Raw genomic sequence first — 24164 nt, 5'->3', positions numbered from 1 at the left:
GAGCTACCGAAGGCTGCGATCTTTTGACCCTGATCCTGAAAAACAAAATCAAAAGATCGCAGCCTTCGGCAGCTCCTACCGGTCTTGCGGAAAAATTCGACGTGCTTTTGGGGGAGGTTTTTTCGGTTAGACGACGCTGGCGCGGTTGAGGTTGCTGAGGTGGCCGGCGCCTGCTGCCTGTAATCGCGCAATGAGGTCCTGGCGCGCGGTTTGCCCGCCCGCGCGGACGTATTCCAGTTCAGCGGCGGTGATCAGCACCACCGGCACCAGTTTTACCGGCGACAGCGGCATGTCTTCCAGCAGCGTCGGGAAGTCCGGCTGCGGCGCGCCGAGCAGGACGCCGACCATGTCGTCCTCGGTGACGAACTGTGCAGGCAACTGATCGCTCATGTAATGCGATTGACTGAACCCCGGAAGCTCCAGCGACAGTGCGCCGTACTGTTGCAACTGGCCGGTGATGCCGCCAGCGTTCGCCACCGTCGCGGCGATGTGCTTGAGCATTTCAAAGGCCCAGCTTTGCTGGAGCGGGGCGACATCGCCCAGCGCACCGCGTGCATGCTCGGGAATGTCGGCGGTTTCGACGAACAATTCCATCTCGAAACCATTGCTCCGCTCTTCAGGATCATCGAACGGGTCCGACAGGCCCTCGCTGGCGAGAATGATCGAATCACCACGGCGCACGATGCGATACGCCTGCCGGGTCGACGGCCAGTCCGGGCCGCCCATGAAGCTCGGGCTGATCATGTAGCCCAGCACATCGCGCTCACTCACACCGACCGCATTCCAGTGCCGATCAAGGCACGCCTGGCTGGCTTCACGCGCCGCCAGGTTGGCTTTTTCCGCCTCGCTCAGGTCGAGCTCCGAGAACGATTCGTCGACGGGTTGTGCCGACGGCAACTCGGGTTTTTTCTTCGAGGCGAACAGCTTTTTAAAGAATTCCACGGGCGTTCCTTGCAAGGTAAAAATCAGCGGCGAAGTGTGCCATAAGGCCTGATCACTTCGCCCGTAACGTCTGTTCAATCACCTCGACAAACGCCTTCACCAGTGGACTGCGTTCGCGCTTGCGCGTCAGCACCAGCAAAGGCGCCGTCGCACCCGGTTCGGCCAGTGGGCGATAGGTCACGCCGCGTTTCACCAGGGTCTGCGTGCATTGCGGTACCACCGCCACGCCACGGCCGGCAGCGACCAGCGCGATGATCGAGGTGATCTGTTTACCGGTCGGTGCCGGCAGCGGGGTCAGGCCGTTGCGGTGGTACAGCGCCGCGATGATGTCGTTCAGGCCCGAGCCATAATCGCTGGGGAAGGCGATCAACGGGTACGCGCTCAACTCGGCCAGGGTCACCTGATCCTGTTGCGCCAGCGGGCTGTCGCTGGCAATCGCAGCCACCAGCGGTTCGTTGTCCAGGCAGATCGCCTGCACCTCGGAATCATCGCCGGGCGGTTGCATGCGGCTCATGCCGATGTCGAGGCGGCCCTCGATGATCTGCGCCCATTGCGTGCTGGACGCGCCTTCTTCGACGGTCAGTTGCACATCCGGGTACGACGAACAGAAGGTCTGGATGGTCTGGCTGAAAATGTCCGACAGCGCAATCGAACTCGCATAGCCCACCGCCAGATGGCCGGCTGAACCCGCTGCCAGTTTGCTGGTGATGGTGGCGGTCAGGTCGACCTGTTCCAGCACGGCCCGGGCGTAGGGCAGAAAGTGCCGGCCCTCGGACGTCAGCGTCACGTTGCGCGTGCTGCGATCGAACAGGCGAAAACCTAATTCGGTTTCCAGTGCCGAGATCTGTCGAGTCAGCGGCGGCTGGGCGATGTGCAAGCGCGCGGCGGCACGACCAAAGTGCAGTTCGTCGCTGACGACCAGGAAGTAACGCAGACGGCGCAGATCGATCATGTTCATCCTTGGGTATCAATCGGTCGGAAATAGGTATTGGATCGTTTCGACAGCCCATCTTATAAAAGTGTTTGAAATCATTACGAACTTTTCTTATGAATCCTCGCGTGTTTTGTCCTCGGGTCGCCTTGTTTCTGTCGGGATGCGCGGCTTTCATCAACCTTTATGCCACACAAGGCCTGCTCAACGAGCTGGCCGCTGACTTTGACGTGTCGGCCCGGCAAGCCAGCTGGAGCATTACCGTCACCACCCTGGCCGTCGCCCTGACGGCGCTGTTTGTCGGTCGATTGAGTGCGCGGGCCGAGCAGCACCGGGTCATCGCCCTGGCCGCTATCCTTTTGGCGCTGCCGGCGTTATTGGCCGCATGGGCCGGCAGTTTCAGTGAGTTTCTACTCTGGCGATCCGTGCAAGGCATGCTGATTCCGGTGGTGTTCGCCACCAGCATTGCCTACATCGGCGTGCGCTGGAAGGACGGCGCGGTCACGGAAGTGACCAGCGTGTACGTCGCCGGCACCGTGCTGGGCGGTTTTTGCGGACGCTTTCTCACCGGCTGGACCACCGAGCTTGCCGATTGGCGTATGGCGCTGGCATTGCTCGCCGGGCTGAGCCTGATTCTCGGCTTGGCGATTGCCTGGTTGTTACCGCGCAATCCACCCGCGCCGGTGCAAAGTTCCGCTGATCGCAAATCAATGCCCAGCGAGCGATTCAGCAAGCCGTTGCTGGCCGCTTATGCCGTGGGCTTTTGCGTGCTGTTTGCGCAAATCGCGATGTTTACCTACGTCGGCTTGCACCTCAGTCATGCACCGTTTTCGTTGAGCACCGGTGAGCTTGGGGCGATTTATTCAGTCTTTCTGCTGGCGCTGGTGGTGGTGCCGGTTGCCGGGCGCCTCGGTAAAGCGCGGCCGCGCAGCGATTTGATCAAAGTGGCGGCGTGCCTTGGAGTGACCGGCTCGCTGCTGACGCTGACGTCGTCCTTGTGGCTGATCGTCCTGGGTCTGGCGCTCAGCTCCACCGGGGTGTTCCTCGCACAAGCCGCCGCCAATGCGTTTATCACCGCCCACGCCCGGCAAGACAAGGCCGGCGCCGTCGGCCTGTACCTCACCAGTTATTACCTGGGTGGCAGCTTCGGCGCTTTCGTGCCGGGCACGCTGTGGGAGCTGGGTGGCTGGCCGGCCTGTATTGCGCTGATTGTGATGTTCCAGGTGCTGCCACTGCTGGTGATCCGCAGCGGCTGGAAAGTCTCTGCATTGCCGGTGATCGCCGGCCCACACGCGCTGAACGCGCTCGATTCAACATCCAACAAGGAAAAAGTGAGATGACCGTGAGTAACCTGCAGACGCTGCAAAGCCAGTTGTTGAACGTGATCGAGCCGGTGCTCGAGGACATGCCGGACGGTGTTTTGAAGCAGGCGCTGGTGGCGACATTCCGCAGCGAAGAGGCGGCCCTGCTGGACATCGAAGCGTCGTTCCAGTTGCTCACTTCGCGTCGCCATAATGCCGTGCCGTTGCGCACATTCTTCGGCAGTTGGTCGAAAACCAACAACTCGGCCGCCAGCGTCTCGGGGCTGGCCAACCGGATCACCTTGCTCGCGCGTTCGGAGCAGGGCGGGGAGGCGGCGCAACGGCTGCATCAAGTGTGCAGCAGCCTGCAACGGATCACCGACGAAGACCTCGGCGCGCTGGGCAACATTCTGCACTCCGAGCTGTTCTACAACATGGCCACGCCGATCTGCGGCGACGATCAATGGTTGCTCAAGGAAAACTGCCTGCCGTCGGCACAAGCCTTCAAGGACTGGGCGGACAGCCGACGCCTGCGCGATCGCGATCTGCTGGAAGGCCTGCTGACCACACTGGTGCATGAGGTCTACACCCACGGCGAAGTCGAATTCATTCATCCGCTGTTCAAGCAATGGTTCGAGCGCGACATGGGCGTGCCGGCCGCGAAGGTGCGTTCGACAGTCGCCTGGGTGACCGTGCACACCGGTGGCACCGAGAGCAATCACTTCGCTCACGCGGTGGCAGCGGTCGAGGAATTCGTCGATGTCATGGGCATCGCCGTGGTTCAGGCGGCGGCGCAGGAAATCTTCAGCGAGTACCTGCAACGCAAGGCCACGGTCATGCGCGATTGCGCGGAACATCTGGTTTAAGTGACCGAAAATCGCTGAAACGTTCTGAAAAGTATCAATAACGACGGAATCGGTATTGGCCTGCAGCGCAGGTTTTTATCAAGATGTTGTGGCCAAGGACCGGCCTGTACTGGCCGGTCCGAAGTTCGACAAACCCCGGAAGATCGCAAGGAAGGCCGTATGCAGCTCATTGTTTTTTGCCCGCCGAAAATTATTCTCCAGCACAGCGCCGACAGCTGGTCTGCCGCGCTGGGGCGTGAGGGCGTCCTGTTGAGCTGCACGTCGCGAATGGCGGAAATCGCCGCGCATTTGGGCGAGAGCGTGCGCTTCCAGCTCTTCGACAATTTCAATGACAGTGCGCTGGTCGAGATCGATGTCTATGAGATCGCCCGCGAACTGCATGCGCCGCTGTGCGTGGCGTTGGCCGAGATCGACGTGTTGCGGGTGGCGCGGATCAATGATCGCCTCGGCATCACCCAAGGCGCGGAGGAACGCGCGATGTTTTACCGGGACAAGTTCCTGATGAAACAGCGGACCCGCCAGTGTGGCTTTGCAATTGCCGAAATGGCGCAAATCCACAACGCTACTGAAGCGGTGCGCTTTAGCGAACGCCACGGTTTTCCGGTGGTGGTCAAACCGCGCGATGGTCGTGGTTCCAACGGCGTCCAAGTGCTCAAGGACCTTGGGCAACTGACACAGTGGCTGGCCGCGCGTCCGTCCACCACCTTCCACAACCTGATGATCGAAAGCTATGTGCGCGGCAGCCATTACATCGTCAACGGCTTGTACATCGAAGGGCAACCGATCCTCGTGTCACCGGTGCGGGTGATGACCTCGGCGCTGGATTTTTTGGGCGGCAAGTCCCACGACCTGCACATGCTCGATGCGAGCAATCCGCTGCGCGAACGGCTGGTTCAGTACGCCCGTTCGCTGGTCGAAGACGTTTTACCGTCGGATCCGACGATGCTGTTTCACCTGGAATTGTTCGTTGCCGAGAACGGTGAAATCGTCCTCTGTGAAATCGCTTCGCGGTTGGGCGGGGTGTTCTTCAATCAGGAACTGACCCATGCCTGGGGCATCGATCCGCGCATGAGCTTCCTGCGTGCGCTGCAGGATCCGACCTACCGCCCCGAGCCGATGGTCGAGCCGTTGCAGATGGTCGGGCATATCAGCATCCCGCCGCGTGTCGGTCTGCTGCGTGACGTGCCGCACACCTGCACGTTGCCAAGCGTTCTCGAATACCGCATTTCGGCGAAGAAAATGACGTCTTATTCGAGCATGGAATTCACCAACTCGGAGATCCTCAACGCCATTGTGGCGGGGCGCAACGAGGCTGAGCTGCGCGACAACCTGCAGCAGGTCGAACGCTGGTTCCACGAGAGTTGCGACTGGTCCACCAGCGCCGTTGCTGCCCTGGTCTAGACCGCAGCGCCGATTCTTCCGACATCAATTGAGCTGACCTTCCCGTGCTGGACGGGACGGTCACGCCCTCAGAAAAGTGGATATCCCATGAACAAAGTGATCGAAAGCCTTATCCCGATTCCTGTGGCGGCGCTCGGCGCATGGCTCGGTTATCTGACCGGATTTCCCCTCGGCGATTTGATCGGCGCGATTTGCGCGGTGACCGCGTTGAGCAAGTTCGGCGTGCCGATGCGCATGCCGTATCCGTTCGTGGCCACGGTTCAGTTGCTGCTGGGCATCAGCGTCGGCTCCATTGTCACTGGCTCGATGATCAAGGAATTGAGCGACTTCAGCATTCTGGTCGGCCTGGTCATCTGCATGACTACGCAGATTTTTGTCGGCTACAACTGGCTGCGACGCATGGAGAAGTGGGGCCACATTGAAAGCCTGCTGGGCTCGATTCCCGGGGCGATGGCGGCGGTGATGACGGTGTCGGGCGAGCAGGGGCCGGCGTCCGGGCGCATCGCGTTCGTACACATTGTGCGCTTGCTCGCGCTGCTGGCCGTGGTGACGATTATCGCCGGCGGCCACGCCGACAGCGTCACCCCGGTGCTGGGCACCCTGGACAACTACCTGGGCGTGATCCCGCCCGCGATTGCTGCCGTGGCGCTCGGTTATCTGCTGGAACGTTTCGATGTGCCGGCGCCGTACATGCTCACCGGTTTGATTTGCACGGCCGGGGTCAATGTCGCGTTTCCGCAGGCCAATCTGCACGTGCCGGATCCTTTCGCCATCGTCGCGCTGATCCTGCTCGGTGGCTTGATCGGCATTCGCCTCAAGGACATCACCTTCAAAGATGTCGTGCGCTACATCCGCGCCGGCCTGGTGGTCACCGCGCTGACGTTCTGCACGACGCTGCTGGTGGCGTTCGTCTTCAGCAAATTGACCGGCAAACCGTTCCTCACGCTGTTCATGTCGTGGGTGCCCGGTGGCGTCGAAGTGATGACCGCCGCCGCGCTGCTGCTCAAGCTCGACCCGGCCTTCGTCATGCTCAACCACGTGGTGCGGATGTCGATCATCCACATTTCCCCGGTGTTTTTGCCCAAGCGCCTGTTGCAGGAACAACCTCAGCCCGAGCAATAACGGCTGCCTACCTTCGAATGACAAGGATTTGATCTCGATGACTGCTATTGCAATTCATGACCCTACGCTGCGCGACGGAAATCACGCGGTGTCCCATTCGCTGAGCCTTGAAGACATCGCCACCTACTGCCGCGCCGTCGATGGCTGTGGGCTGAATGTGGTGGAAGTCGGCCACGGCAACGGCCTGGGCGCATCTTCGCTGCAACTGGGGTTGGCACGTTACAAAGACACGGAAATGCTCGAAACCGCGCGGGCCAACCTGACGCAGTCGAAACTGGGCATTCACATGATCCCCGGCTTTGCGCGCTTGAGCGACATCGACACGGCCCTGAGCATCGGCGTCGAGGTGCTGCGCATCGCCTCGCATTGCACTGAAGCCAGCGTGACCGAAAGCTACATCGAACATGCGCGAGCCAAAGGCGCGTTCGTCCACGGTGTGCTGATGATGACCCACATGGCCAGTGCCGAGCGCTTGCTCGAAGAAGCCTTGAAGCAACAAGGCTACGGCGCCAACGCGCTGGTGCTGATGGATTCGGCCGGGCACTTCGACCCGGACAGCACCCGCGAAAAAATCGGCCTGCTGGCCCGTGAGTTGTCGATTCCGGTGGGCTTTCATGGCCACAACAACCTTGGCCTGGCAGTGGCCAACTCGCTGGCGGCGGCCCAGGCCGGGGCGACCATCATTGACGGTTGCATGCGCGGCTTCGGTGCCGGTGCCGGCAATACTCAGCTGGAAGTGCTGTGCGCCGTCCTCGAACGCTATCAGTTCGACACCGGCGTCGACGTCTTCGGGCTGTGCCGTGCCGTCGACAGCCTGGAAGAATTCACCCCGGTCAGGACACCGACAGTGGTCAAGACCGCCAACCTGATCAGCGGCCTCTACGGGGTGTGCAGCGGCTTCGAAAAGCACGTCGCCCGGGCGGCGGCCGAGTTCCACGTCGAGCCGCGCAGAATCTACGAAGAGTTGGCCCGTTGCAACGCTGTGGCCGGTCAGGAAGACCTGATCATTTCGGTCGCCAGCCGCCTCTCTCAACCCGCCGTCGCCTGACTCTGGAGCCCCACATGACTTTGAAAACCGCGATTATCGGCAGCGGCAATATCGGCTGCGACATCCTCTGTAAAGTACTCGCCCACCCGGATCTCGATTGCACGCTGGTGGCCGGGCGCTCGCCGCAATCGGCCGGCCTTGCGTTCGCCCGTGAGCGCGGCGTCGCCACCACCGCTGACGGCATCGAAGGCCTGTTCGCGCGCATCAACGACTTCGACGTGGTGTTCGATGCCACGTCGGCGACCGACCATGAAATCCATGCGCCGCGCCTGATCGACGCCGGCAAGGCGATCATCAACCTGACCCCGGCCTCGCTCGGCAGCCTGTGCGTGCCGTCGCTCAACGGCCTGGCGCTGACCGAGGCGACCAACGTCAACATGATTACGTGTGGCGGCCAGGCATCGATCCCGCTCGCCGCCGCCATCGCGCGGGCCAATCCGGGTTTGCACTACCTCGAAGTGGTGTCGTCGATCAGCGCTGAAAGCGCAGGTCCTGCGACGCGCCGCAACCTCAGCAACTACATCACCACCACCGAAAATGCGCTGAAGCATTTCACCGGCTGCGGCGACGTCAAGGCGATCCTCAACATCAACCCGGCCAAACCGAATGTGTACATGCAGACCGCGGTGTCGGCGCTGATCGAAAACATTGATATGGCCGCGACACGCCGCGAAGTCGAGCGCGCGGTAAGTCAGGTGCAGTCAGCGGTGCCGGGTTATGAAGTGATCGTCGATCTGCATTACAGCGAGGGTCGGCTGTTCACCATGGTGCGCGTCGAAGGCGCGGGGGATTTTCTCGATCCAAGCGCCGGCAACCTCGACATCATCACCGCCACGGCGACGCACATGGCCGCCCTCATGGCGCGCGGTCGCGTCGCCGAACGCGCTGCCTGACCTCGGCTCACGGAGAGACTTGTATGCCTGCTCTTTCGCCCGATCTTGAATTTGCGCGGTTCTGCCCGATCCTCGGTGTTGCGCAAAAAGTCAGGGAAACCGAACACCCGGTCATCGACCTGGGTATCGGCGTGCCAGGCTTTTTGCCGGCGCCGCACATCATCGAAGCGGCGGTCAAAGCCGCCTGCGAGCATTCCGGCGGCTATGGCGCCAGCCAGGGTGACGACGCGCTGCTCGCGGCGTATCTGGGTTACCTGCACGCGCAGGGATTTACCCATTACGCCAAGCAGAACCTGGTCGCCGGTCTTGGCGCCAAGCACCTATTGTTCAGCGTCTTGCGCGCGATCACTTGCCCGGGCGACGAGATCCTTGTCTCGACGCCGTGCTGGCCGACCTATTTCGACATTGCCGACCTGGTCGGGGCGGGCGTGGTCAACGTCGTCTGTACCGCCGAAACCGGCTACAAGATGACTGCGCAGGCGCTGGAAAAGGCGCTGACCCACAACGTCCGCGTGGTCATGCTCAACTCGCCGGGCAACCCGACCGGTGCAGTGTATTCGGCGCAGGAGCTGGCGCAATTGGCCGAGGTCTTGCGCAAGCACGACGTGTGGATCATCTCCGACGATGTCTATCAGCGCTTCGTCTACGACATGGACAGTTGCCCAAACCTGCTGTCTGTCGCACCGGACCTGAGCGCGCGCATCATCAAGATCGACAGCGTCTCCAAGCTCTATGGCATGCCGGGCTGGCGGGTCGGATTGCTGGCGGCCGATGCGCGCATTGCCACGGCGGTAACCACGCTCAACTCCAATTCGATCTCGAATATCCCGCCGATTCCCGCTGCTGCCGCAGCTGCGGCGTTCAACGGCGATCAGGGGTTTTCCTTTGACGCCCGAGACCGTTTGGCCGCGCAGCGCCAGGCGTTGCTCAACGCGCTGGAAGACGCGCCCCATCTGCGGTTTTGCCCGCCTGGGGGAGCGTTCTATCTGTTCATGGACATCCGCCAAGCGCTGGGCAAATCGTTGCGCGGTCAATTGATCGCAGACGACGAGGCGTTCTGCTCGGTGCTGCTTGAGGCGTACGGCGTGGCGCTGATTCCGGGGAGTTTTTTCGGCGCGCCGGGCCATGCGCGATTGTCCTATTCGGGCGATCCGGAGCAGGTCCAGGCCGGCGCCGTGCGTTTGAAAGCGTTCCTCAGCGCCCTCGAGTGACAGTGTGCGGGCAGGGCGGCTGAAGCCAACGTTGGAAGCGGTTCACTATAAGGAAATACCTTGATGAAAAGTGCCTTTGCAATCGTCGGCTGCGGCGCGACGGCTGTCGCATTCCTGCAACGCCATCTCGATCGCGTCGCTGCCGGCAGCGCGCCGGCCGGGGTGATTTACCTGTTCGAAAAACGCCAGGACTTTGGCCCGGGCGCCGCCTATGAAGCCGACCTGCAGAGCAATATTCTCAACACCAAAACCGCTTTCATCACGCCTTTTCCCGACCAGCCGGGGCATTTTCAACGCTGGCTGGAAGAACACCCGAGCGCCTGGCGCAGCGCGTTCCCCGCGTTTCAACCGGCGGCGGAAAGCTTTGCGCCGCGCGCATTGTTCGGTGTCTACCTGCAACATCAGATCAGGAAAATCGTCCTGCGTGGCGCGTCACTCGGCTGCCAGATCGTGTTGATGCACGCGGAAGTCTGCGCCATCGATCCGATCGACGGCACCGAGACCGTGCGCACGCGCTGCGGGGTGAGTATTGCCACGCAAAAGGTCTTGTTGTTCTGTGGCCCGCTGGGCAAGAAAATCGATCCGGCTCGGCACGATGCACGCGTCTTGCCGACGCCCTATCCGGTATCGCGCCTGCTCAGGGTTATCGACCCGGACGAGCGCGTGGCGGTGATCGGTGCGCGTTTGAGCGCCATCGACACGGTGATTGCCTTGATCGAGGGCGGGCACCGTGGGCCGATTCGCATGCATTCGCGCAGCGGCTATTTTTCGGTGGTGCGCGGCACCCAGGAGCGCGTCGAACTCAAGTACCTGACACGCGAGGGCGTGCGTGCGCTGGTTGCGCAAAACGGGCCGCTGCAGATCAGTGATCTGGTTGCGCTGTTTCGCAAGGAACTGGCCGCGCATGACCCGGCGTCGACCACGGCGGTGATCCCGATGCCGGCGCCGCCGACGGACGTGCTGCGCTTTATCGAGGACGAACTCAACGTCTCCCGGGCGCCGCGCATCTGGCAGGCGATTCTCTATGCCACCAACGGCTTTATCGAACACGTGTGGCAGGCGCTGGACGACAGCGCGCAGGCGCGGTTCATGAGCGAATATTTCAGCTTCTTCATGGCCTATCGCGTGTCGATCCCCAGCGAAAATGCACGCAAGATTCTTAGCTACCTGCGCAGCGGTCAGCTCGAATTCGTCGCCGGCGCGTTTGCTTCAGCGCCGGCAGATGCGCAGGGCCTGACATTGCAGGGCGCAGGCTGGGCGCACGTTTACGATCGGCTGATTCACGCCACAGGTTTCCCCCGTGATGCGCAACTGTTGGACTCGGCGTTGCTCGCTGCGCTGATCAAGAACGGCACGGCCACGGCGCATGCCATGGGCGGCATCTGCGTCGACCCCGACAGCTATCGCCTTGAGGGCCGGGCCGCAGGCACGCGGCAGATCTATGCGGTGGGCGAACTCACGGTCGGGCAGTTCTTTTTCACCTCGGCACTGGAAATCAACGGCCGCCACGCCTTTCGCTGTGCCGACGCGATGCAGTGGCAAGGGCAGTCCCAGCGACTGGAGCGCCTGGAAGAGCACGTTTGAAAAAAGCCTGACTGCAAGGCACCACGGCGCCACCCGTCGACTGCGCTGAACGTCGTCAACGTACCTCTCTCTACCGAATGAGCCTTCAGGAGAGAGTCCCTATGTTCGATCAGCAAAAAAAACAATCACTGGCGGCATGGCGCAAACTGGCAACCCAATCGCAGATGCGCCTGGACCCGGAAGAACAATACGACGAGTTGCTCAAAGCCGCCGACGAAATGGAAGAGCAGGGGCTGATCACCAGCGCCGAGTGGCGCCAGTTGGTGCGCGATGCCGGCAGCGTCTTCACCGGTACGCAATAGCGCCGGGCGCGGCAATAAAAAAGGCTCGGCCAATGGCCGAGCCTCATAGGGGTGAGGTTTACGCTGCCATGTTGCCCGCCGCCATTTCTTTCTTGCAGCTGGCTTTCATGGCTTCCATTTGAGCGCCCAGCTCATCGAGTTTGGCTTTGCCCAAGAGTTTTTTCGCTTGCGGGAACATTTCGGTTTCTTCCTCTTCGATGTGATGTTCCAGCAACTCCTTGACGACCTTGACCCGTCCCGCAAACTCAGGGGAACCCGGATCGGTGATTTTCAGATCCGGCAGCACCAGCGAGTCGACGGTGCGATGCTCTTCCTTCGCTTCGAAGTACATGATGTCCTGTTCCTTGGTGCCGGCAGCTTTGAAGGCGGGGTAGAGGATTTCTTCTTCGAGGCGCGTGTGAATTGAAATCTCCATCTCCAGTTTGCCCAACAGCTCCATGCGTTTTTTCAGGGCCCGCTCAGTCGATTCGCTGAGCTGAGTGAGGAGCGCTTTGACTTTTTCATGATCGGCTTTGAGCAGGTCGATGGCATTCATGGGGTATTCCTCTGCTGTCATGGCATAAACACGGGCGGTCGTTTTCGACACGCTAACGCTGTAAAGCTGCGCATTTGCCGTGCCAACCCTGGCTGCTCGCTGCAGGCGTCTAAGTCGGTAGTGCCGCGCGCACGGGGCCATTGGCCGTCATGCAGCCTGCATGAAAGGGGGCCGGAGGAGGTTGCAAATAACCGTGGCGAAGGTGGCCGAAAGCGTTTTTGCGGACAGCGGCCATTCAGGTCACGCGACCTTTTCGGCTGGTGGCCGAGCCTGCCGAATGCGGGTCTCTGGAGGTATTGAGCAGATCGGCGAAAGCGATCTTGTCGATCGGCCGGCTCATGAAGTAACCCTGCACTTCGTTGCACTGATCCTTGCCGAGAATCGCCAGTTGTTCTTCGGTCTCGACGCCTTCAGCGGTGACGGTCAGGCCCATGGCTTTGCCCAATCCGATGATCGCTTGCACCACCGCGCGGTCGTTGGTGCCGCTGCTGATCGAGGCGATGAAACGCTTGTCGATCTTGATCCCGTCGAACGGATAGGCACGCAGGTAGCCGAGGGATGAATAACCAGTGCCGAAGTCATCCATGTTCAGGCGCACGCCCAGTTCCTTGAGGGCATTCATGGTGGTCAGCGCGCCGTCGGTGTCGTTGAGCATGACGTTTTCGGTGATCTCCAGTTCCAGCCGACTGGCCGGGAAGCGCGTCTGGATCAGCACTTCGCGGACTTCCTCGACCACGTCGCTGGCGGCAAATTGCGCGGGGGACAGGTTGACCGACAGCAGAATGTCTTCCGGCCACGCCAGCGCAGTTTCGCAGGCTTCGCGCAAGACCCAGCGGCCCAGCGGAACAATCAGGTCGGTCTGCTCCGCCAGCGGAATGAACAGGTCCGGGCCGAGCAGGCCCTTGCTCGGATGCTGCCAGCGCACCAGCGCTTCTACCGAGACAATCTGCTTGCCATCGACCTTGTAGCGCGGCTGATAGTGGAGGACGAATTCGTCGTGCTGCAGCGCATGGCGCAAGTCATCTTCCATTTGCCGGCGCGTCTGGATCTGGTCGCTCATGTGCGCTTCGAAATAGCACCAGGTGTTTTTGCCTTCGGACTTGGCCTGGTACAGCGCGATGTCGGCGTAGCGGATCAGTTCACTGGGCACGTAACCGTGGCGACGGCTGAGGGCGATGCCGATGCTGGCGCCGACGTACAGCGGATGATGCTCGAAGACGATCGGCTGGTGCAGGCTGCCGATCAGGCGCGTGCAGAACTTGTCGATCTCGTGGCGGCTGTCCATGCCGTTGAGCACCACGACAAACTCATCGCCGCCGAGCCGGGCGACGATGTCATGTTCGCGGGTGCATTCGCGCAGGCGCGCGGCGACTTCCTGCAACACCGCGTCGCCGGCCGGGTGACCGAGTGAATCGTTGATCGGTTTGAAATTGTCCAGATCGATCATCAACAGCGCCAGCGCCGGCGCGTGTTCCTTGAGCAGCAGGGCGTCATCCAGATAGCGCGCGAGCTTGTTGCGGTTGGGCAGGCCGGTCAGCGCGTCGTGCATCGACAGGTGCTGAATTTGCGCGTGGGCGGCGACTTCGTCGGTGATGTCGCTGGCCGTGCCGCGATAGCCTGTCACGCTGTGTTTATCGTAGATCGGACGGGCGGACAGACGACAATGCCGTGGTTGGCCGGAGTCATCGCGGTAGGTGCAGCGCAAGTCGCTGGCATTGCTTTCTTCGGCGAGTTTGCGCAGCCACAACTCCAGCGGCGTAGTGTCGCAGAACAGCAGTTGGCCGATGTCTAGCCCCAGCCACAGGGTTTGCGGGTAACCGGTGACCTCGCTGAAGCGTGCCGACAAATAAGTCAGCGAGAGGTCGCGGTCAACTTCCCAGATCCAGTCCGAGGCCGCTTCAGCCACTGCGCGAAAGCGCTCTTCACTGGCCTCAAGCCCACGGTTGGCGGTTTCCAGCGCTTGATTCGAGGCCTGCATCACCTGAAAACTCTGGTCGACGTATTGCGAGGAGCGCAGGGCATGGCGCAAGAAATAAGCGGTCAGCAGCATCAGCACGAGCATCGTCGCGCCCAGAGTTGGCAGCAACGACCACAACAGGTTTTGCCCCGGCCGTTCCAGGTCGGCGATCAGGCTGTATCCGGTGCTGTCCAGCGCCACCCTGGGACGGTCGGGGGCGAGGGTTTCATCCGGGGCCAGGGTCAGGTTTTTGAGGCCATAACCGCTGCCGATCAGGCGCAGTTTGGTCGGCGTCAGTTTGTCGATGAACACCAGTACCGAGGTTTGCCTTGGGTCACCGAGCGGCCGTTCATCATTGGGGATGATCGCGGCGGCCGAGACCAGCGCTGGCCAGCCCTCGAACAGTGAGTAGCGGCTGACGGGCTGGCTCAGGTCACTTTGCCCCTGAACCTGATCCACCAGTTCGGTGGTGGACAGTTGCAGGAATGTCGACAGGGCGGCATCGACCATTTGCCCGCGCACCACGGCATATTTGCTGCGCTCGCGATCAAGCACGAAGACGCCGTCGTAGCCGTCGGTAGTGAACAGGGTTTTGCCGATGTTTTGCTCGGTGTAGGCCCAGTCTGTGTCGACCTCACCGCTCAAGTGCTCGTAAGCCGTGGTCCAGTTGGCGTAGCTGGTGATGTAGTTTTTCGACGCGGTGATGCGGTTTTCCAGGGCGCGGGCCGAGTAAAACCGGGTTTTGTCGATGTCCTCACGGTCGAGGCGGTTGGTGATGCCGAGGAGGGCGATGGTCGCTGCCACCACCCCCGTGACGAACAGCGCGCCGACAGCGATGGCCAGACGCCGGGTGACGGCGCTTTGCCGGGGTGGAAGGGGCGCCGCATAGCTGGAAATGTCCATGTGCTCGTCCTTGATCCGCTGTCTGTTGAATCTAGAACCCTGGCGCGTACGCAATGTTCAGATTCTTCTACGCGACTCCCTGAAAAGCGTAGTGAACCCGCCGCAATTTGCCCGTTAAAGGCTGGGTTGCCGATCAGCGGTGAATCCCGAAAGCACAAGACTTCCCGCTGAAAAACCGGATAATGCCGCCATTCGTTTAGCCGTATTCTGGTAATCCCGCATGGAAATCAAGGTCAACTTTCTCGACAACCTTCGACTTGAAGCCAAGTTCGACGACTTCACGGTGATCGCCGATCAGCCCATTCGCTACAAGGGCGATGGCTCGGCACCGGGGCCGTTCGACTACTTCCTGGCGTCGTCGGCCTTGTGCGCGGCTTACTTCGTGAAGTTGTACTGCGACACCCGCAATATTCCGACAGAGAACATTCGTCTGTCGCAGAACAACATCGTCGACCCGGAAAACCGCTACAACCAGATCTTCAAGATCCAGGTCGAGTTGCCGGCAGACATCTCCGACAAGGATCGCCAAGGCATCCTGCGCTCCATCGACCGCTGCACGGTGAAGAAGGTGGTGCAGACCGGCCCCGAGTTCATCATCGAAGAAGTCGACAACCTCGACGCCGATGCGCAGGCCTTGTTGATGCCAGCTTCAAGTTCCGACGCGGGCACTCACATTGCCGGCAAGGACCTGCCGCTGGAGCAGACCATCGCCAACATGTCGGGCATCCTTGCCGACCTCGGGATGAAGATCGAAATCGCTTCGTGGCGCAACATCGTGCCCAACGTCTGGTCGCTGCACATTCGCGATGCGCATTCGCCGATGTGCTTCACCAACGGCAAGGGTGCAACCAAAGAGGGCGCGCTGGCCTCGGCGCTGGGCGAATTCATCGAGCGCCTGAACTGCAACTTCTTCTATAACGATCAGTTCTGGGGCGAAGAGATCGCCAACGCCGAGTTCGTCCATTATCCGGACGAACAATGGTTCAAGCCGGGGCCGAAAGACGAGTTGCCGAGCGAAATCCTCGATGAATACACCCTGAAGATTTACAACCGCGACGGTGAACTGCGTGGCTCGAACCTGTTCGACACCAACTCCGGCAACACCCAGCGCGGCATCTGCTCACTGCCGTTTGTGCGCCAGTCGGACAATGAAGTGGTGTACTTCCCGTCCAACCTGATCGAAAACCTCTACCTCAGTAACGGCATGAGCGCCGGCAACACGCTCGCCGAAGCGCAGGTGCAGTGCCTGTCGGAAATCTTCGAACGCGCGGTCAAACGCGAAATCCTTGAAGGCGAAATGGCCCTGCCGGACGTGCCGCAGGAAGTCCTGGAAAAATACCCAAGCATCCTCGCCGGCATAAAAGGTCTGGAAGAGCAGGGTTTCCCGGTGCTGGTCAAGGACGCCTCGCTGGGCGGTGAATTCCCGGTGATGTGCGTGACCCTGATGAACCCGCGCACCGGCGGCGTATTTGCCTCGTTCGGCGCGCACCCGAGCCTGGAAGTGGCGCTGGAACGCAGCCTCACTGAATTGCTCCAGGGCCGCAGTTTCGAAGGCCTGAATGACTTGCCGCAGCCGACGTTCTCGGGTCAGGCCGTCACCGAGCCGAACAACTTTGTCGAGCACTTCATCGATTCCAGCGGTGTGGTGTCGTGGCGTTTCTTCAGCGACAAGCCTGATTTCGAATTCGTCGAGTGGGACTTCTCGGGCCAGGGTGAAAACTCCAATGCCGAAGAAGCCGCGACGCTGTTCGGCATCCTTGAAGACATGGGCAAAGAAGTCTACATGGCGGTCTACGAGCATATCGGTGCCAAGGCCTGCCGGATTCTGGTGCCGGATTACTCGGAGATCTACCCGGTCGAAGACCTGATCTGGGACAACACCAACAAAGCCCTGCAATTCCGTGCCGATATCCTCAACCTGCACAACCTCAGCAAGGTCGGCCTGCGCAACCTCGCCCAAGGCCTGGAAAACAGCGAGCAGGACGATTACACCGAAATCACCACGCTGATCGGCGTCGAGTTCGACGACAACACGCCGTGGGGCAAGCTGACCATTCTGGAACTGCGCCTGCTGATCTGCCTCGCACTGCAGAAGTACGATCAGGCCAAGGATCTGGTCGAAGCGTTCCTGCAATACAACGACAACACCGTCGAGCGCGGCTTGTTCTATCAAGCGGTGAACGTGGTGCTGGAGATGGAACTGGACGAGGATCTGCAACTGGAAGACTACGAAGCCAACTTCCGCCGCATGTTCGGCAACGAGCGCATGGACGCGGCGATCGGTTCGGTCAACGGCAGCGTGCGCTTCTACGGCCTGACCCCGACGAGCATGAAACTGGAAGGCCTCGACCGGCATTTGCGCTTGATCGAGAGCTACCAGAAACTGCACACGGCGCGGGCGAATGTGACGGCTTTGTCGCGTTAAATGCTCTGTAAAAAAAGCACCTTCGGGTGCTTTTTTTATGCCTGATTTTTGCCGTGACACATCATGTCGGACTTGCGGAACCTCTGTGGAAACTAGACCTGCTAACGATGAAGGCGCTGCGATGTATCAGTCGAACCCACAATCCGGCAGTACCAAACCAACCTTTGCTTCGTCCAATTGGAGGCCAAGTGCTAGCATCTGCGCCAAGCGCCTAAGGTGATGGGCAATGATTCAAATCAAGGAGAGCTGCAGATGGCGGAAAACATAGTGAAGTCCAAACTGGTCAACTTTCTTGTGGCTGACGTTGACGTGAATTACGACGAGATCGGCGAGTTTTACGATGACGTTGGTGCGGGCAATGTCGGCGTTCTGGCGCATGTCATGGAGGCTTTCCAGCACGCATATGGCGGTTTGTGGGTTGGCGGGACGATGGTCCTGACCCGGACGGCCATTCACCTCAACGCCAATGCCATGAACCGCCTGGTTCAGGACGGTACGCTGGATATCGAGATTCCGATCGGCATGATCCGCAAGGTCAGCAATGAAGGCGGCTTCTTCACCAAGATCATCCGTCTGGACACCGATGCCGGCAGCGTCAAGTTTCGCTGCTATGGCGCCAAAGAGGTGGTCGCGCTGATCGAAAAGATGATCGTGCCGCGGGTGTCGATTGCCGTGCTAAAGCGGGCGCTGTAGGGCGCTCTGGCCTTACGACGAACGATCACCTGCTGTCTGGAGCAGTCGGGCAAGTTCACTGCGCAACCGGCCATGCTCTTTTTCATCGTAAGGCAATGCGTTCTTCCAGTCATAGAACCAGGCTGGCATCTTGCGTTTGTCGTCTGGCTCGTGGGCGTAGCGGGGAAACAGGTGGCAATGCAGTTCGGGCTCGGAATTGCCAAGTATTTCGTAGTTCATGCGCTGGGCGCCGGTGGCCTGCAAGACGGCATCTCCAATACGCACCATGTCGAGCAGGTAAACCGCGCGGGCTTCTGCATCCAGATCGTTCAGACTCGGGACGACGGGATCGGGCAGCAACAGGCAGTAACCGGTTAGAAACTGCACATCGCCCATGACAGCCCAACCCGAGGGCATGCGGCAGATGACCTTGTCGTTGGTGCCGTTGCGGGCCATTTCGACGCGTTGTGAGATAAGTGACATTCAAAGTCCTTGATGAGGTTGTCGAGCGTTGGAATCCGGATCACGCCACGCAGTTTGGCCGGGCGGCTGCAGCGGTCCAAATTCTGCGTGCGGCAAAACGTTACTTTTTGTTTGTTGACTGAGAGCGACGATGACTTGCAAACAACTCGATGACATCCTCCGCGATCATCTCACAGTGATTTTCTGTGGCATCAATCCCGGCCTGATCGCCGCCGCGCAAGGCCACCACTTCGCCGGACGCGGTAATCGTTTTTGGCGCACGCTGCATTTGGCCGGTTTCACATCTGAGGAAATCAAACCCGAGCATGACCGGACGATTCTTCAATACGATTGCGGACTAACGGCAGTGGTAGAGCGCCCGACGGCGCGGGCGGATCAGCTCTCCCGTGCGGAGTTTGCCGCGGCGGCCCAAGCTTCGAGCGGAAGATAGAAACCTGCGCGCCGCGTTTTGTCGCGTTCCTCGGCAAAGCAGCGTTTGCCGCATTGTCCGGTCAGCGTGAGGTGCAATGGGGCTTGCAGGCCACCACGTTCGGTGGCGCGACAGTGTGGGTGCTGCCCAACCCGAGCGGGCGCAATCTGGCCTTTTCGCTTGAGCAGTTGGTGGCCGCTTACACTGCGCTGCGTGTCGTTACCAATACTTAGCGACCATGTGCAGCATCGGCCAGTTGCGCGGTGTCGACCCGCACAAACACCGAATCGCCCACCGCCGTCAGCACATCACCGGCAAACACCTCGCAAATCACCCGGGTCTTGCGCCCGACGTCGCCTTCGACTTTCGCCCGCAAGGTCAGGGTGACGCCCATGGGCGTCGGTTTTATGAACTTGAGGCCGAGGTTGCCGGTGACGCAGTCGATGCGCGGCAACGTTCCGGGTTCGCGCTGTTCGGCGCGGTAGTGGTAGGCCATCGCCGTCCAGTTGGAGTGGCAATCGACCAGCATTGCGATCAGCCCGCCGTAGACCAGGTCGGGCCAGCCGCAGTATTTGGCGTCTGGCACGTGCTCGGCGAGGACGTGCACGCCATCTTCATGCCAGTGGCTTTTGATGTGCAGGCCATGGGGGTTGCTGCTGCCGCAGCCATAGCAAACGCCTTCTGGCGCGGCGCTGTCTTGCAGGGAAGTGTCGAGGCTGGACATGGTGGTGGTCATCCTTGTGTGGGGAGCCCGGTCAGGCGCAGGCGGTTGCGACCGCCGCGTTTGGACTCGTAGAGCGCGATATCGCCTTGTTCGATCAACGCCGTGAGGCTGGCGGGCGGTTGTTCGAACAGACTGGCGCCGATGCTCAACGTGACGGCTTCGGGCGTGGGGAATGTCTGTGAGGTGGTGTGCAGAAACTGTTCGCGCAGGCTGTTGCCCAGCTCGACGATGCGCTCGTTTGAGGCGCCGCCCAGCAGAATGACAAACTCGTCCCCGCCCAGGCGTGCGGTCAATGCATTGCGCGGTAGCAGCGAGCGGATCATTTCGCTCAATGCAATCAACAGACGATCGCCCGCGGTATGGCCGTATTGGTCGTTGACCAGTTTGAAGTTGTCGATGTCGATCAGCAGCAGGGCGCCGGGGCGTTCTGCGCAGACGTCGGCGAGCAGGCGCGCGGCGCGTTTCTCCAGGGCGCGGCGATTGTAGAGGGCGGTCAGCGGGTCACGTTCGGCGAGGCGTGCGATCTCTTTTTCCCGGCGGTAGCGTTCGGTGCCGGTCATCGACAGCGCGATCAACATGATCGCCATGGCACCTTCGACCAGCGAAATCTGGATGATCTCGCCGCGAAATGCCGCCAGATCGATCAGCGTGCCGGGGATGACCACCGTCAGGGCCTTGGCGACATAGAAGCTTCCGTGAATCAGCAGCACATAGCGCAGTTGCACCGCGCCCACGCTCAGCGATTTGCCATGCGGGCGCAGCAGCGTGCTCGCCTTGAGCGTTGCCAGCGCCACCAGCAGCGAGTTGGCCGCGAGCATGACTTTTGACCACAGTGGCCCGTCGGGCAATAACAACATCACCAGCCAGGTGAGGAAGATCAGGTACCAGCCGCGGGACAGACGTATCTGGGTGAAGCGCGCAACGCCCAGCAGAAACAGAAAGTGCGCGGTAACCAGCAGGCCGTTGGCGAACCAGATGCCGATCAGCAAAAAGCCGCTGCTGCGCAGCAGGGCGAGGGTGGAACCGACGGTAATGGTGGCGAAACCGGCGCTCCAGAACAGCAGCGAAGGTTCACGGATGCTCCGCCATTCGATCGCCAGGTACAGCGCGGCAGCGGCTGCGAGGGCGATGGAAAGGGTCAGCATCGTTGGCGGGTCGAGCGGCATTTCTGGGCGAGCCTGTCTGAGGGGCAGTGAGACGGGCGATTGTAAGCGTTTGCAGGGTTTTTTCGCAGAGGCCGTGTTGCCGCGCAGACCACTGGCAGCGAGGCGGGCGCGAACGGCATGCGCCGCCGCGCCGATGGCGCACTGGACTGGCTCAGCGGGACACCTGCGGTTCGACCGTCGGCAAGTCTAGTCGGTCATTGCTGCGGCGCGAGCCAGGTGTCCACTACCCGACGATCCAGCTCTTCCCAGTACGCCATGCCCAACACCCGGGTGGTGTTCAGACCGCGCAGATAACCGCGCAACTGATGGGCGGTGTCGCGGATCAGTTGCGGGTCTTGGGGGTTTTTGTCCAGCAATACGCTTTCGTACTGGACCAGGTACTCCGCCACTCGCTCGCGAAAGTCGGGCAGGACAGCGTCTCGGATCAGGTCGAACGTTCTCAAAGAGGGGGCCCTCATTCATGTTTTTCTAGTTGTAGTGAGTGTGTATCAGTCTGTAAGTCGCGCAACTATTGCTAGAAGTAATAGTGACCATCAATAAACGCAAGTTCTGCTTTGTTGGCAATGGGCGGAAAATCGCCCCCATCGAACACGCAGCTCAAGGAATTTGCGCGATGAACACTTTGACCCGACTGGCTCTGGTCGCCCTGCTGATGGGCGGAGCGGTTGCCGCTGCACCGGCCTACGCAGACGAAGCCCGGTCGTGTCATCTGCAACCCATCGAAGGCAGCAGTGCAACCTTGCGGCATTCGCAAACGGTGGGTGTGGTGTACAGCGAGAACACCCTGGAGAACCTGCAATACCTTGAGCGTTACCACGCGATGGCCGCCAACGGTGCAAAAGATGCGCTCGACTCGCGTATCCGTGAAGCCTTCGTCGGCAGTTCCGATCCGGAACTGGCCATTGACTGGTTGATGAGTTCGCTGCAGCAACAGTTTTTGTCGGTGACCGTCTACGACAGCCTTGATGCGCTGGTCCAGGCCCACCCGGACATCGTGGTCAAGCTCGATACTTTCAGCCGCTTGCTGACCCAACGCAACAGCCTGGTGGAAGCGCGATTTACTGCGCGGTTCTACGACGCTGACCTGCAATACATCGGCAAGGCCGAAGGCGCGGTGGAACAGCAGTTGCCTTCGGTCTGGGTGCACAACCAGGCCGCACCGGCGATCGCTGCACAGATCGACAAGCAGCGTGACCTGCAATTTGCCGCGTTAAAGCAATTCGATGTGTCGCTCAAGGCGCTGGTGGCGTCGAGCTGAACACTTAAAACATAAATGGCAACGGCGGCTCCGTGAGGCTGAACCGTTGCCGGTTGAACCGAACCTTTATATTCAGGATTACGCCGATGCGTCTTTTATTTGTGCCTGCCATGGCCGTTGCTTCCTTGTTGCTCGCCGGTTGTGCCTCTGCGCCGAACAACCCGACCCTGACCTTGCAGACCAGCAAGACCCCGGCGCAATACGCCGATTGTGTGGTGCCGAAGCTGCAGGGCAGCGCGCTGAATCCGACCGTCTCGCAAACCCAGCGCAGCTACCGGATTGTCGTGCCGAGCAAGATTTCCGCCGACAACGTGCTGGAAGCCTACAAGGCCGGTACTGGCGGCAAGGTGTTCCTCTATGAGCGTCACTTGCTGGCTTCGAACTACCTGCCTTCGAGTTTTGAACGCGCCGCTCAGGACTGCATCTGATTAAACCCCGTACACATCTGTGAAAGAGCTCCTTTGGTTGGCCGCAACCAACCAATTTTTTGCCCCGCGCCTTCATTCGGTCGCGGGGTTTTTTTTGCCTTGGAATTGCGCAGGTCAGGCGATGTCGATCACGACCTTGCCGACGCCGGTGCCTTGCTCGACCGCATCGTGGGCCTGGCGGGCTTCGCTGAGGCTGAAGCGCTGCGGATGCATCAATGGCTTGACCTTGCCTTCTTCGATCAGCCGCGTGGCATAACCGAGAATTTCGGCGTGGTGCTTGCGGCCTGTGCCGGTGAGCATCGGCAACAGCACGAAAATCCCCGACAGCGTCGCACTGCGCAGTGAGCCGGTGGCCAGGTTGTGGGTGCCGAACGCGGCGCAACTGCTGACGTGGCCATAAAGTGCAATCGCGGCAAACGAATCGTCGAGGCTCTTGCCGCCGACGGTGTCGTAGATCACGTCGAAACCTTTGCCGCCGGTGTACTGGTTCACGTAGTGCTCGACCGACTCGTTGCGATAGTCGATCGCCGTGGCGCCGTAACCTTCGACAATCGCGCGCTTGCCCGGCGACACCGTGGCGAACACTTCCGCGCCCAGCGCCTTGGCAATTTGCACGGCCATGTGGCCGACACCGCCCGCGCCGCCATGCACCAGCACTTTCTGACCGGCGTGGACGTGGGCGCGATCGACCAGACCTTCCCAGGCGGTGAGGAATACCAGCGGAATCGCTGCGGCTTCACGAAACCCGAGGTTTTTCGGCTTGCGCGAGACCAGATCGGCATCCACCGCGAGGTATTCGGCCAGCGAGCCCGGCAAGCCGCGTACGCCACCGACCATGCCGTAGACTTCATCGCCGACGGCAAAATGCGTGACGTCGCTGCCCACGGCTTCGATCACCCCGGCCATGTCCGTGCCGAGTATCGCCGGCAGCTCGGGCGTGGCGTACGGCGCGTTGCCGGAGCGGATCTTGTAGTCGATCGGGTTGACGCCACTGGCGATGACCCGCACCAACACTTCATGAGCTTGCGGCTGAGGACGGTCGATGTGCGCTTCACGGAAGACCTGGTCGGCGTAGTCATCGAGGATCAACGCACGAATAGTCGGTTGGCTCATTACCTTGCCTCGCTGTCATTTTCAGAGAAGCCGCTATGTTGGTAGCGGCTGGGCGGTTTGTCGACCCCTGAAACGGGACGCAGGCTGTAGGCAAAATCCGACGGTTGAAAGTGCTCGCGGGTGTCCATGCGTACCCCGCGCAAGGGCGCCGTTTGCCCCTCTGAGGCATAGAGCGTCTGCGCGCAATAACTGATCAGCAGGGTGCGTCGACGTGCGCCGCTCAGGTTCAAACTGCCCGCATGCACCAGGTCGACATCAAAAACCAGAATGTCCCCGGCACAGCCCGATAGCTGCACACACTCGCCGGTGTCATCGATGTCCAGAGACGTTGCTTGCGGCTCGGGGCGGTGGCTGCCGGGCACAATGCGTGTCGCCCCGTTAGCGGGGCCGTAATCGTCGAGATACGCCAGGGCGTTGACCCTGTCGCCGGGGCGTTGCGCCGACAGGTCGCGATGCAGCGGCTGATGGCCGCCACCGCCGAGCGGCTCCC

At 60.8% G+C, this 24164-nt stretch carries 23 protein-coding genes and 1 pseudogene; 14 read left to right on the top strand and 10 right to left on the bottom strand.

The features are described 5' to 3' along the window. Window positions 1–126 precede the first annotated feature (126 nt). Window positions 127–942: a suppressor of fused domain protein gene (locus PMI37_RS25205; protein WP_008086405.1), complete on the bottom strand. Its 816-nt coding sequence runs from the start codon at window positions 940–942 to the stop codon at window positions 127–129. A 52-nt stretch (window positions 943–994) separates the two neighbouring features. Beyond that, entirely contained in the window at window positions 995–1894 is a 900-nt protein-coding gene (locus tag PMI37_RS25200; RefSeq protein WP_008086404.1) for a LysR family transcriptional regulator, read from the bottom strand. A 95-nt stretch (window positions 1895–1989) separates the two neighbouring features. On the opposite strand from PMI37_RS25200, the gene PMI37_RS25195 reads away from it, so the two are divergent. The 9 genes from PMI37_RS25195 (at window position 1990) to PMI37_RS25155 (ending at window position 11601) form a co-directional block, all read left to right on the top strand. After that, window positions 1990–3213 (top strand): MFS transporter, encoded by a 1224-nt coding sequence (locus PMI37_RS25195; protein ID WP_008086402.1) that lies wholly within the window; start codon window positions 1990–1992, stop codon window positions 3211–3213. Then, window positions 3210–4040, top strand: a complete 831-nt coding sequence (locus tag PMI37_RS25190) for a hypothetical protein (RefSeq protein ID WP_008086400.1) — start codon at window positions 3210–3212, stop codon at window positions 4038–4040. The genes PMI37_RS25195 and PMI37_RS25190 overlap by 4 nt, the downstream gene beginning before the upstream one ends. A 159-nt stretch (window positions 4041–4199) precedes the next feature. Then, window positions 4200–5441, top strand: a complete 1242-nt coding sequence (locus PMI37_RS25185; protein WP_008086399.1) for an ATP-grasp domain-containing protein — start codon at window positions 4200–4202, stop codon at window positions 5439–5441. Between the two features lie 87 nt (window positions 5442–5528). Then, on the top strand, window positions 5529–6563 hold the full coding sequence (locus tag PMI37_RS25180) for an AbrB family transcriptional regulator (RefSeq protein WP_008086397.1): 1035 nt from the start codon (window positions 5529–5531) through the stop codon (window positions 6561–6563). A 37-nt stretch (window positions 6564–6600) separates the two neighbouring features. Then, window positions 6601–7611 carry a 4-hydroxy-2-oxovalerate aldolase gene (gene dmpG, locus PMI37_RS25175; RefSeq protein ID WP_008086394.1) on the top strand — a complete coding sequence of 337 codons (1011 nt, stop codon included), beginning with the start codon at window positions 6601–6603 and terminating at the stop codon, window positions 7609–7611. A 14-nt stretch (window positions 7612–7625) separates the two neighbouring features. After that, window positions 7626–8504 (top strand): acetaldehyde dehydrogenase (acetylating), encoded by an 879-nt coding sequence (locus PMI37_RS25170; protein ID WP_008086392.1) that lies wholly within the window; start codon window positions 7626–7628, stop codon window positions 8502–8504. A gap of 23 nt (window positions 8505–8527) precedes the next feature. Further along, window positions 8528–9715, top strand: coding sequence for a pyridoxal phosphate-dependent aminotransferase (locus PMI37_RS25165; protein WP_008086390.1), 1188 nt, complete (start codon window positions 8528–8530; stop codon window positions 9713–9715). Window positions 9716–9778: 63 nt separating this feature from the next. Next, entirely contained in the window at window positions 9779–11299 is a 1521-nt protein-coding gene (locus PMI37_RS25160; protein ID WP_008086388.1) for an FAD/NAD(P)-binding protein, read from the top strand. Window positions 11300–11400: 101 nt separating this feature from the next. Then, entirely contained in the window at window positions 11401–11601 is a 201-nt protein-coding gene (locus PMI37_RS25155; RefSeq protein ID WP_008086386.1) for a hypothetical protein, read from the top strand. Between the two features lie 58 nt (window positions 11602–11659). Here the strand turns inward: PMI37_RS25155 and PMI37_RS25150 are convergent, their stop codons facing one another. Together PMI37_RS25150 and PMI37_RS25145 are read right to left on the bottom strand one after the other, a co-directional pair. Further along, a complete protein-coding gene (locus PMI37_RS25150; protein ID WP_008086384.1) occupies window positions 11660–12136 on the bottom strand; it encodes a hemerythrin domain-containing protein in 477 nt (158 codons plus the stop codon). 235 nt (window positions 12137–12371) lie between these two features. Continuing rightward, the gene (locus tag PMI37_RS25145; RefSeq protein WP_008086381.1) at window positions 12372–14996 is read right to left on the bottom strand and encodes a bifunctional diguanylate cyclase/phosphodiesterase; all 2625 of its coding nucleotides are present in this window, start codon (window positions 14994–14996) and stop codon (window positions 12372–12374) included. Window positions 14997–15216: 220 nt separating this feature from the next. Here PMI37_RS25145 and PMI37_RS25140 point away from each other — a divergent pair, with 220 nt between their 5' ends. Beyond that, the gene (locus PMI37_RS25140; protein ID WP_008086379.1) at window positions 15217–17421 is read left to right on the top strand and encodes an OsmC domain/YcaO domain-containing protein; all 2205 of its coding nucleotides are present in this window, start codon (window positions 15217–15219) and stop codon (window positions 17419–17421) included. Between the two features lie 252 nt (window positions 17422–17673). After that, complete coding sequence (locus PMI37_RS25135) at window positions 17674–18114, top strand: hypothetical protein (RefSeq protein ID WP_008086377.1); 441 nt, start codon at window positions 17674–17676, stop codon at window positions 18112–18114. A 12-nt stretch (window positions 18115–18126) separates the two neighbouring features. Here the strand turns inward: PMI37_RS25135 and PMI37_RS25130 are convergent, their stop codons facing one another. After that, on the bottom strand, window positions 18127–18576 hold the full coding sequence (locus tag PMI37_RS25130; protein WP_008086376.1) for an HIT family protein: 450 nt from the start codon (window positions 18574–18576) through the stop codon (window positions 18127–18129). 130 nt (window positions 18577–18706) lie between these two features. Between PMI37_RS25130 and mug the strand changes: the two are divergent. Further along, a pseudogene (gene mug / locus PMI37_RS25125) lies at window positions 18707–19218 on the top strand (G/U mismatch-specific DNA glycosylase). Here the strand turns inward: mug and PMI37_RS25120 are convergent. From PMI37_RS25120 to PMI37_RS25110, 3 genes are all read right to left on the bottom strand, one after another. After that, window positions 19215–19709 (bottom strand): PaaI family thioesterase, encoded by a 495-nt coding sequence (locus tag PMI37_RS25120; RefSeq protein ID WP_008086372.1) that lies wholly within the window; start codon window positions 19707–19709, stop codon window positions 19215–19217. The pseudogene mug and the gene PMI37_RS25120 overlap by 4 nt on opposite strands. 8 nt (window positions 19710–19717) lie before the next feature. Next, the gene (locus PMI37_RS25115; RefSeq protein ID WP_008086370.1) at window positions 19718–20875 is read right to left on the bottom strand and encodes a GGDEF domain-containing protein; all 1158 of its coding nucleotides are present in this window, start codon (window positions 20873–20875) and stop codon (window positions 19718–19720) included. 194 nt (window positions 20876–21069) lie between these two features. After that, complete coding sequence (locus PMI37_RS25110; RefSeq protein ID WP_008086367.1) at window positions 21070–21318, bottom strand: hypothetical protein; 249 nt, start codon at window positions 21316–21318, stop codon at window positions 21070–21072. A gap of 170 nt (window positions 21319–21488) precedes the next feature. Here PMI37_RS25110 and PMI37_RS25105 point away from each other — a divergent pair, with 170 nt between their 5' ends. Continuing rightward, complete coding sequence (locus tag PMI37_RS25105) at window positions 21489–22133, top strand: class II glutamine amidotransferase (RefSeq protein WP_008086366.1); 645 nt, start codon at window positions 21489–21491, stop codon at window positions 22131–22133. An 86-nt stretch (window positions 22134–22219) separates the two neighbouring features. Then, window positions 22220–22561: a hypothetical protein gene (locus PMI37_RS25100; RefSeq protein ID WP_008086364.1), complete on the top strand. Its 342-nt coding sequence runs from the start codon at window positions 22220–22222 to the stop codon at window positions 22559–22561. A 114-nt stretch (window positions 22562–22675) separates the two neighbouring features. Here PMI37_RS25100 and PMI37_RS25095 read toward each other — a convergent pair whose 3' ends face one another. Both PMI37_RS25095 and PMI37_RS25090 read right to left on the bottom strand, forming a co-directional pair. Beyond that, the gene (locus tag PMI37_RS25095) at window positions 22676–23674 is read right to left on the bottom strand and encodes a zinc-dependent alcohol dehydrogenase family protein (RefSeq protein ID WP_008086361.1); all 999 of its coding nucleotides are present in this window, start codon (window positions 23672–23674) and stop codon (window positions 22676–22678) included. Then, the coding region (locus PMI37_RS25090) for a phytanoyl-CoA dioxygenase family protein (RefSeq protein WP_008086360.1) at window positions 23674–24164 on the bottom strand (491 nt) is incomplete at its 5' end. The genes PMI37_RS25090 and PMI37_RS25095, both read right to left, overlap by 1 nt.

Origin of the sequence: Pseudomonas sp. GM80 (assembly GCF_000282515.1) — a bacterium.
Taxonomy (GTDB): domain Bacteria; phylum Pseudomonadota; class Gammaproteobacteria; order Pseudomonadales; family Pseudomonadaceae; genus Aquipseudomonas.
Note: the sequence above shows the minus strand (reverse complement) of the source record. Positions and strands in the feature narration are given on the sequence as shown.

Bases quoted from the DNA above. Each gene is read 5' to 3' on its own strand.
- PMI37_RS25200 (WP_008086404.1), bottom strand. From the start codon at position 1,894: ATGATCGATCTGCGCCGTCTGCGTTACTTCCTGGTCGTCAGCGACGAA.
- PMI37_RS25195 (WP_008086402.1), top strand. From the start codon at position 1,990: ATGAATCCTCGCGTGTTTTGTCCTCGGGTCGCCTTGTTTCTGTCGGGA.
- PMI37_RS25190 (WP_008086400.1), top strand. From the start codon at position 3,210: ATGACCGTGAGTAACCTGCAGACGCTGCAAAGCCAGTTGTTGAACGTG.
- PMI37_RS25185 (WP_008086399.1), top strand. From the start codon at position 4,200: ATGCAGCTCATTGTTTTTTGCCCGCCGAAAATTATTCTCCAGCACAGC.
- PMI37_RS25180 (WP_008086397.1), top strand. From the start codon at position 5,529: ATGAACAAAGTGATCGAAAGCCTTATCCCGATTCCTGTGGCGGCGCTC.
- dmpG (WP_008086394.1), top strand. From the start codon at position 6,601: ATGACTGCTATTGCAATTCATGACCCTACGCTGCGCGACGGAAATCAC.
- PMI37_RS25170 (WP_008086392.1), top strand. From the start codon at position 7,626: ATGACTTTGAAAACCGCGATTATCGGCAGCGGCAATATCGGCTGCGAC.
- PMI37_RS25165 (WP_008086390.1), top strand. From the start codon at position 8,528: ATGCCTGCTCTTTCGCCCGATCTTGAATTTGCGCGGTTCTGCCCGATC.
- PMI37_RS25160 (WP_008086388.1), top strand. From the start codon at position 9,779: ATGAAAAGTGCCTTTGCAATCGTCGGCTGCGGCGCGACGGCTGTCGCA.
- PMI37_RS25155 (WP_008086386.1), top strand. From the start codon at position 11,401: ATGTTCGATCAGCAAAAAAAACAATCACTGGCGGCATGGCGCAAACTG.
- PMI37_RS25150 (WP_008086384.1), bottom strand. From the start codon at position 12,136: ATGAATGCCATCGACCTGCTCAAAGCCGATCATGAAAAAGTCAAAGCG.
- PMI37_RS25145 (WP_008086381.1), bottom strand. From the start codon at position 14,996: ATGGACATTTCCAGCTATGCGGCGCCCCTTCCACCCCGGCAAAGCGCC.
- PMI37_RS25140 (WP_008086379.1), top strand. From the start codon at position 15,217: ATGGAAATCAAGGTCAACTTTCTCGACAACCTTCGACTTGAAGCCAAG.
- PMI37_RS25135 (WP_008086377.1), top strand. From the start codon at position 17,674: ATGGCGGAAAACATAGTGAAGTCCAAACTGGTCAACTTTCTTGTGGCT.
- PMI37_RS25130 (WP_008086376.1), bottom strand. From the start codon at position 18,576: ATGTCACTTATCTCACAACGCGTCGAAATGGCCCGCAACGGCACCAAC.
- PMI37_RS25120 (WP_008086372.1), bottom strand. From the start codon at position 19,709: ATGTCCAGCCTCGACACTTCCCTGCAAGACAGCGCCGCGCCAGAAGGC.
- PMI37_RS25115 (WP_008086370.1), bottom strand. From the start codon at position 20,875: ATGCCGCTCGACCCGCCAACGATGCTGACCCTTTCCATCGCCCTCGCA.
- PMI37_RS25105 (WP_008086366.1), top strand. From the start codon at position 21,489: ATGAACACTTTGACCCGACTGGCTCTGGTCGCCCTGCTGATGGGCGGA.
- PMI37_RS25100 (WP_008086364.1), top strand. From the start codon at position 22,220: ATGCGTCTTTTATTTGTGCCTGCCATGGCCGTTGCTTCCTTGTTGCTC.
- PMI37_RS25095 (WP_008086361.1), bottom strand. From the start codon at position 23,674: ATGAGCCAACCGACTATTCGTGCGTTGATCCTCGATGACTACGCCGAC.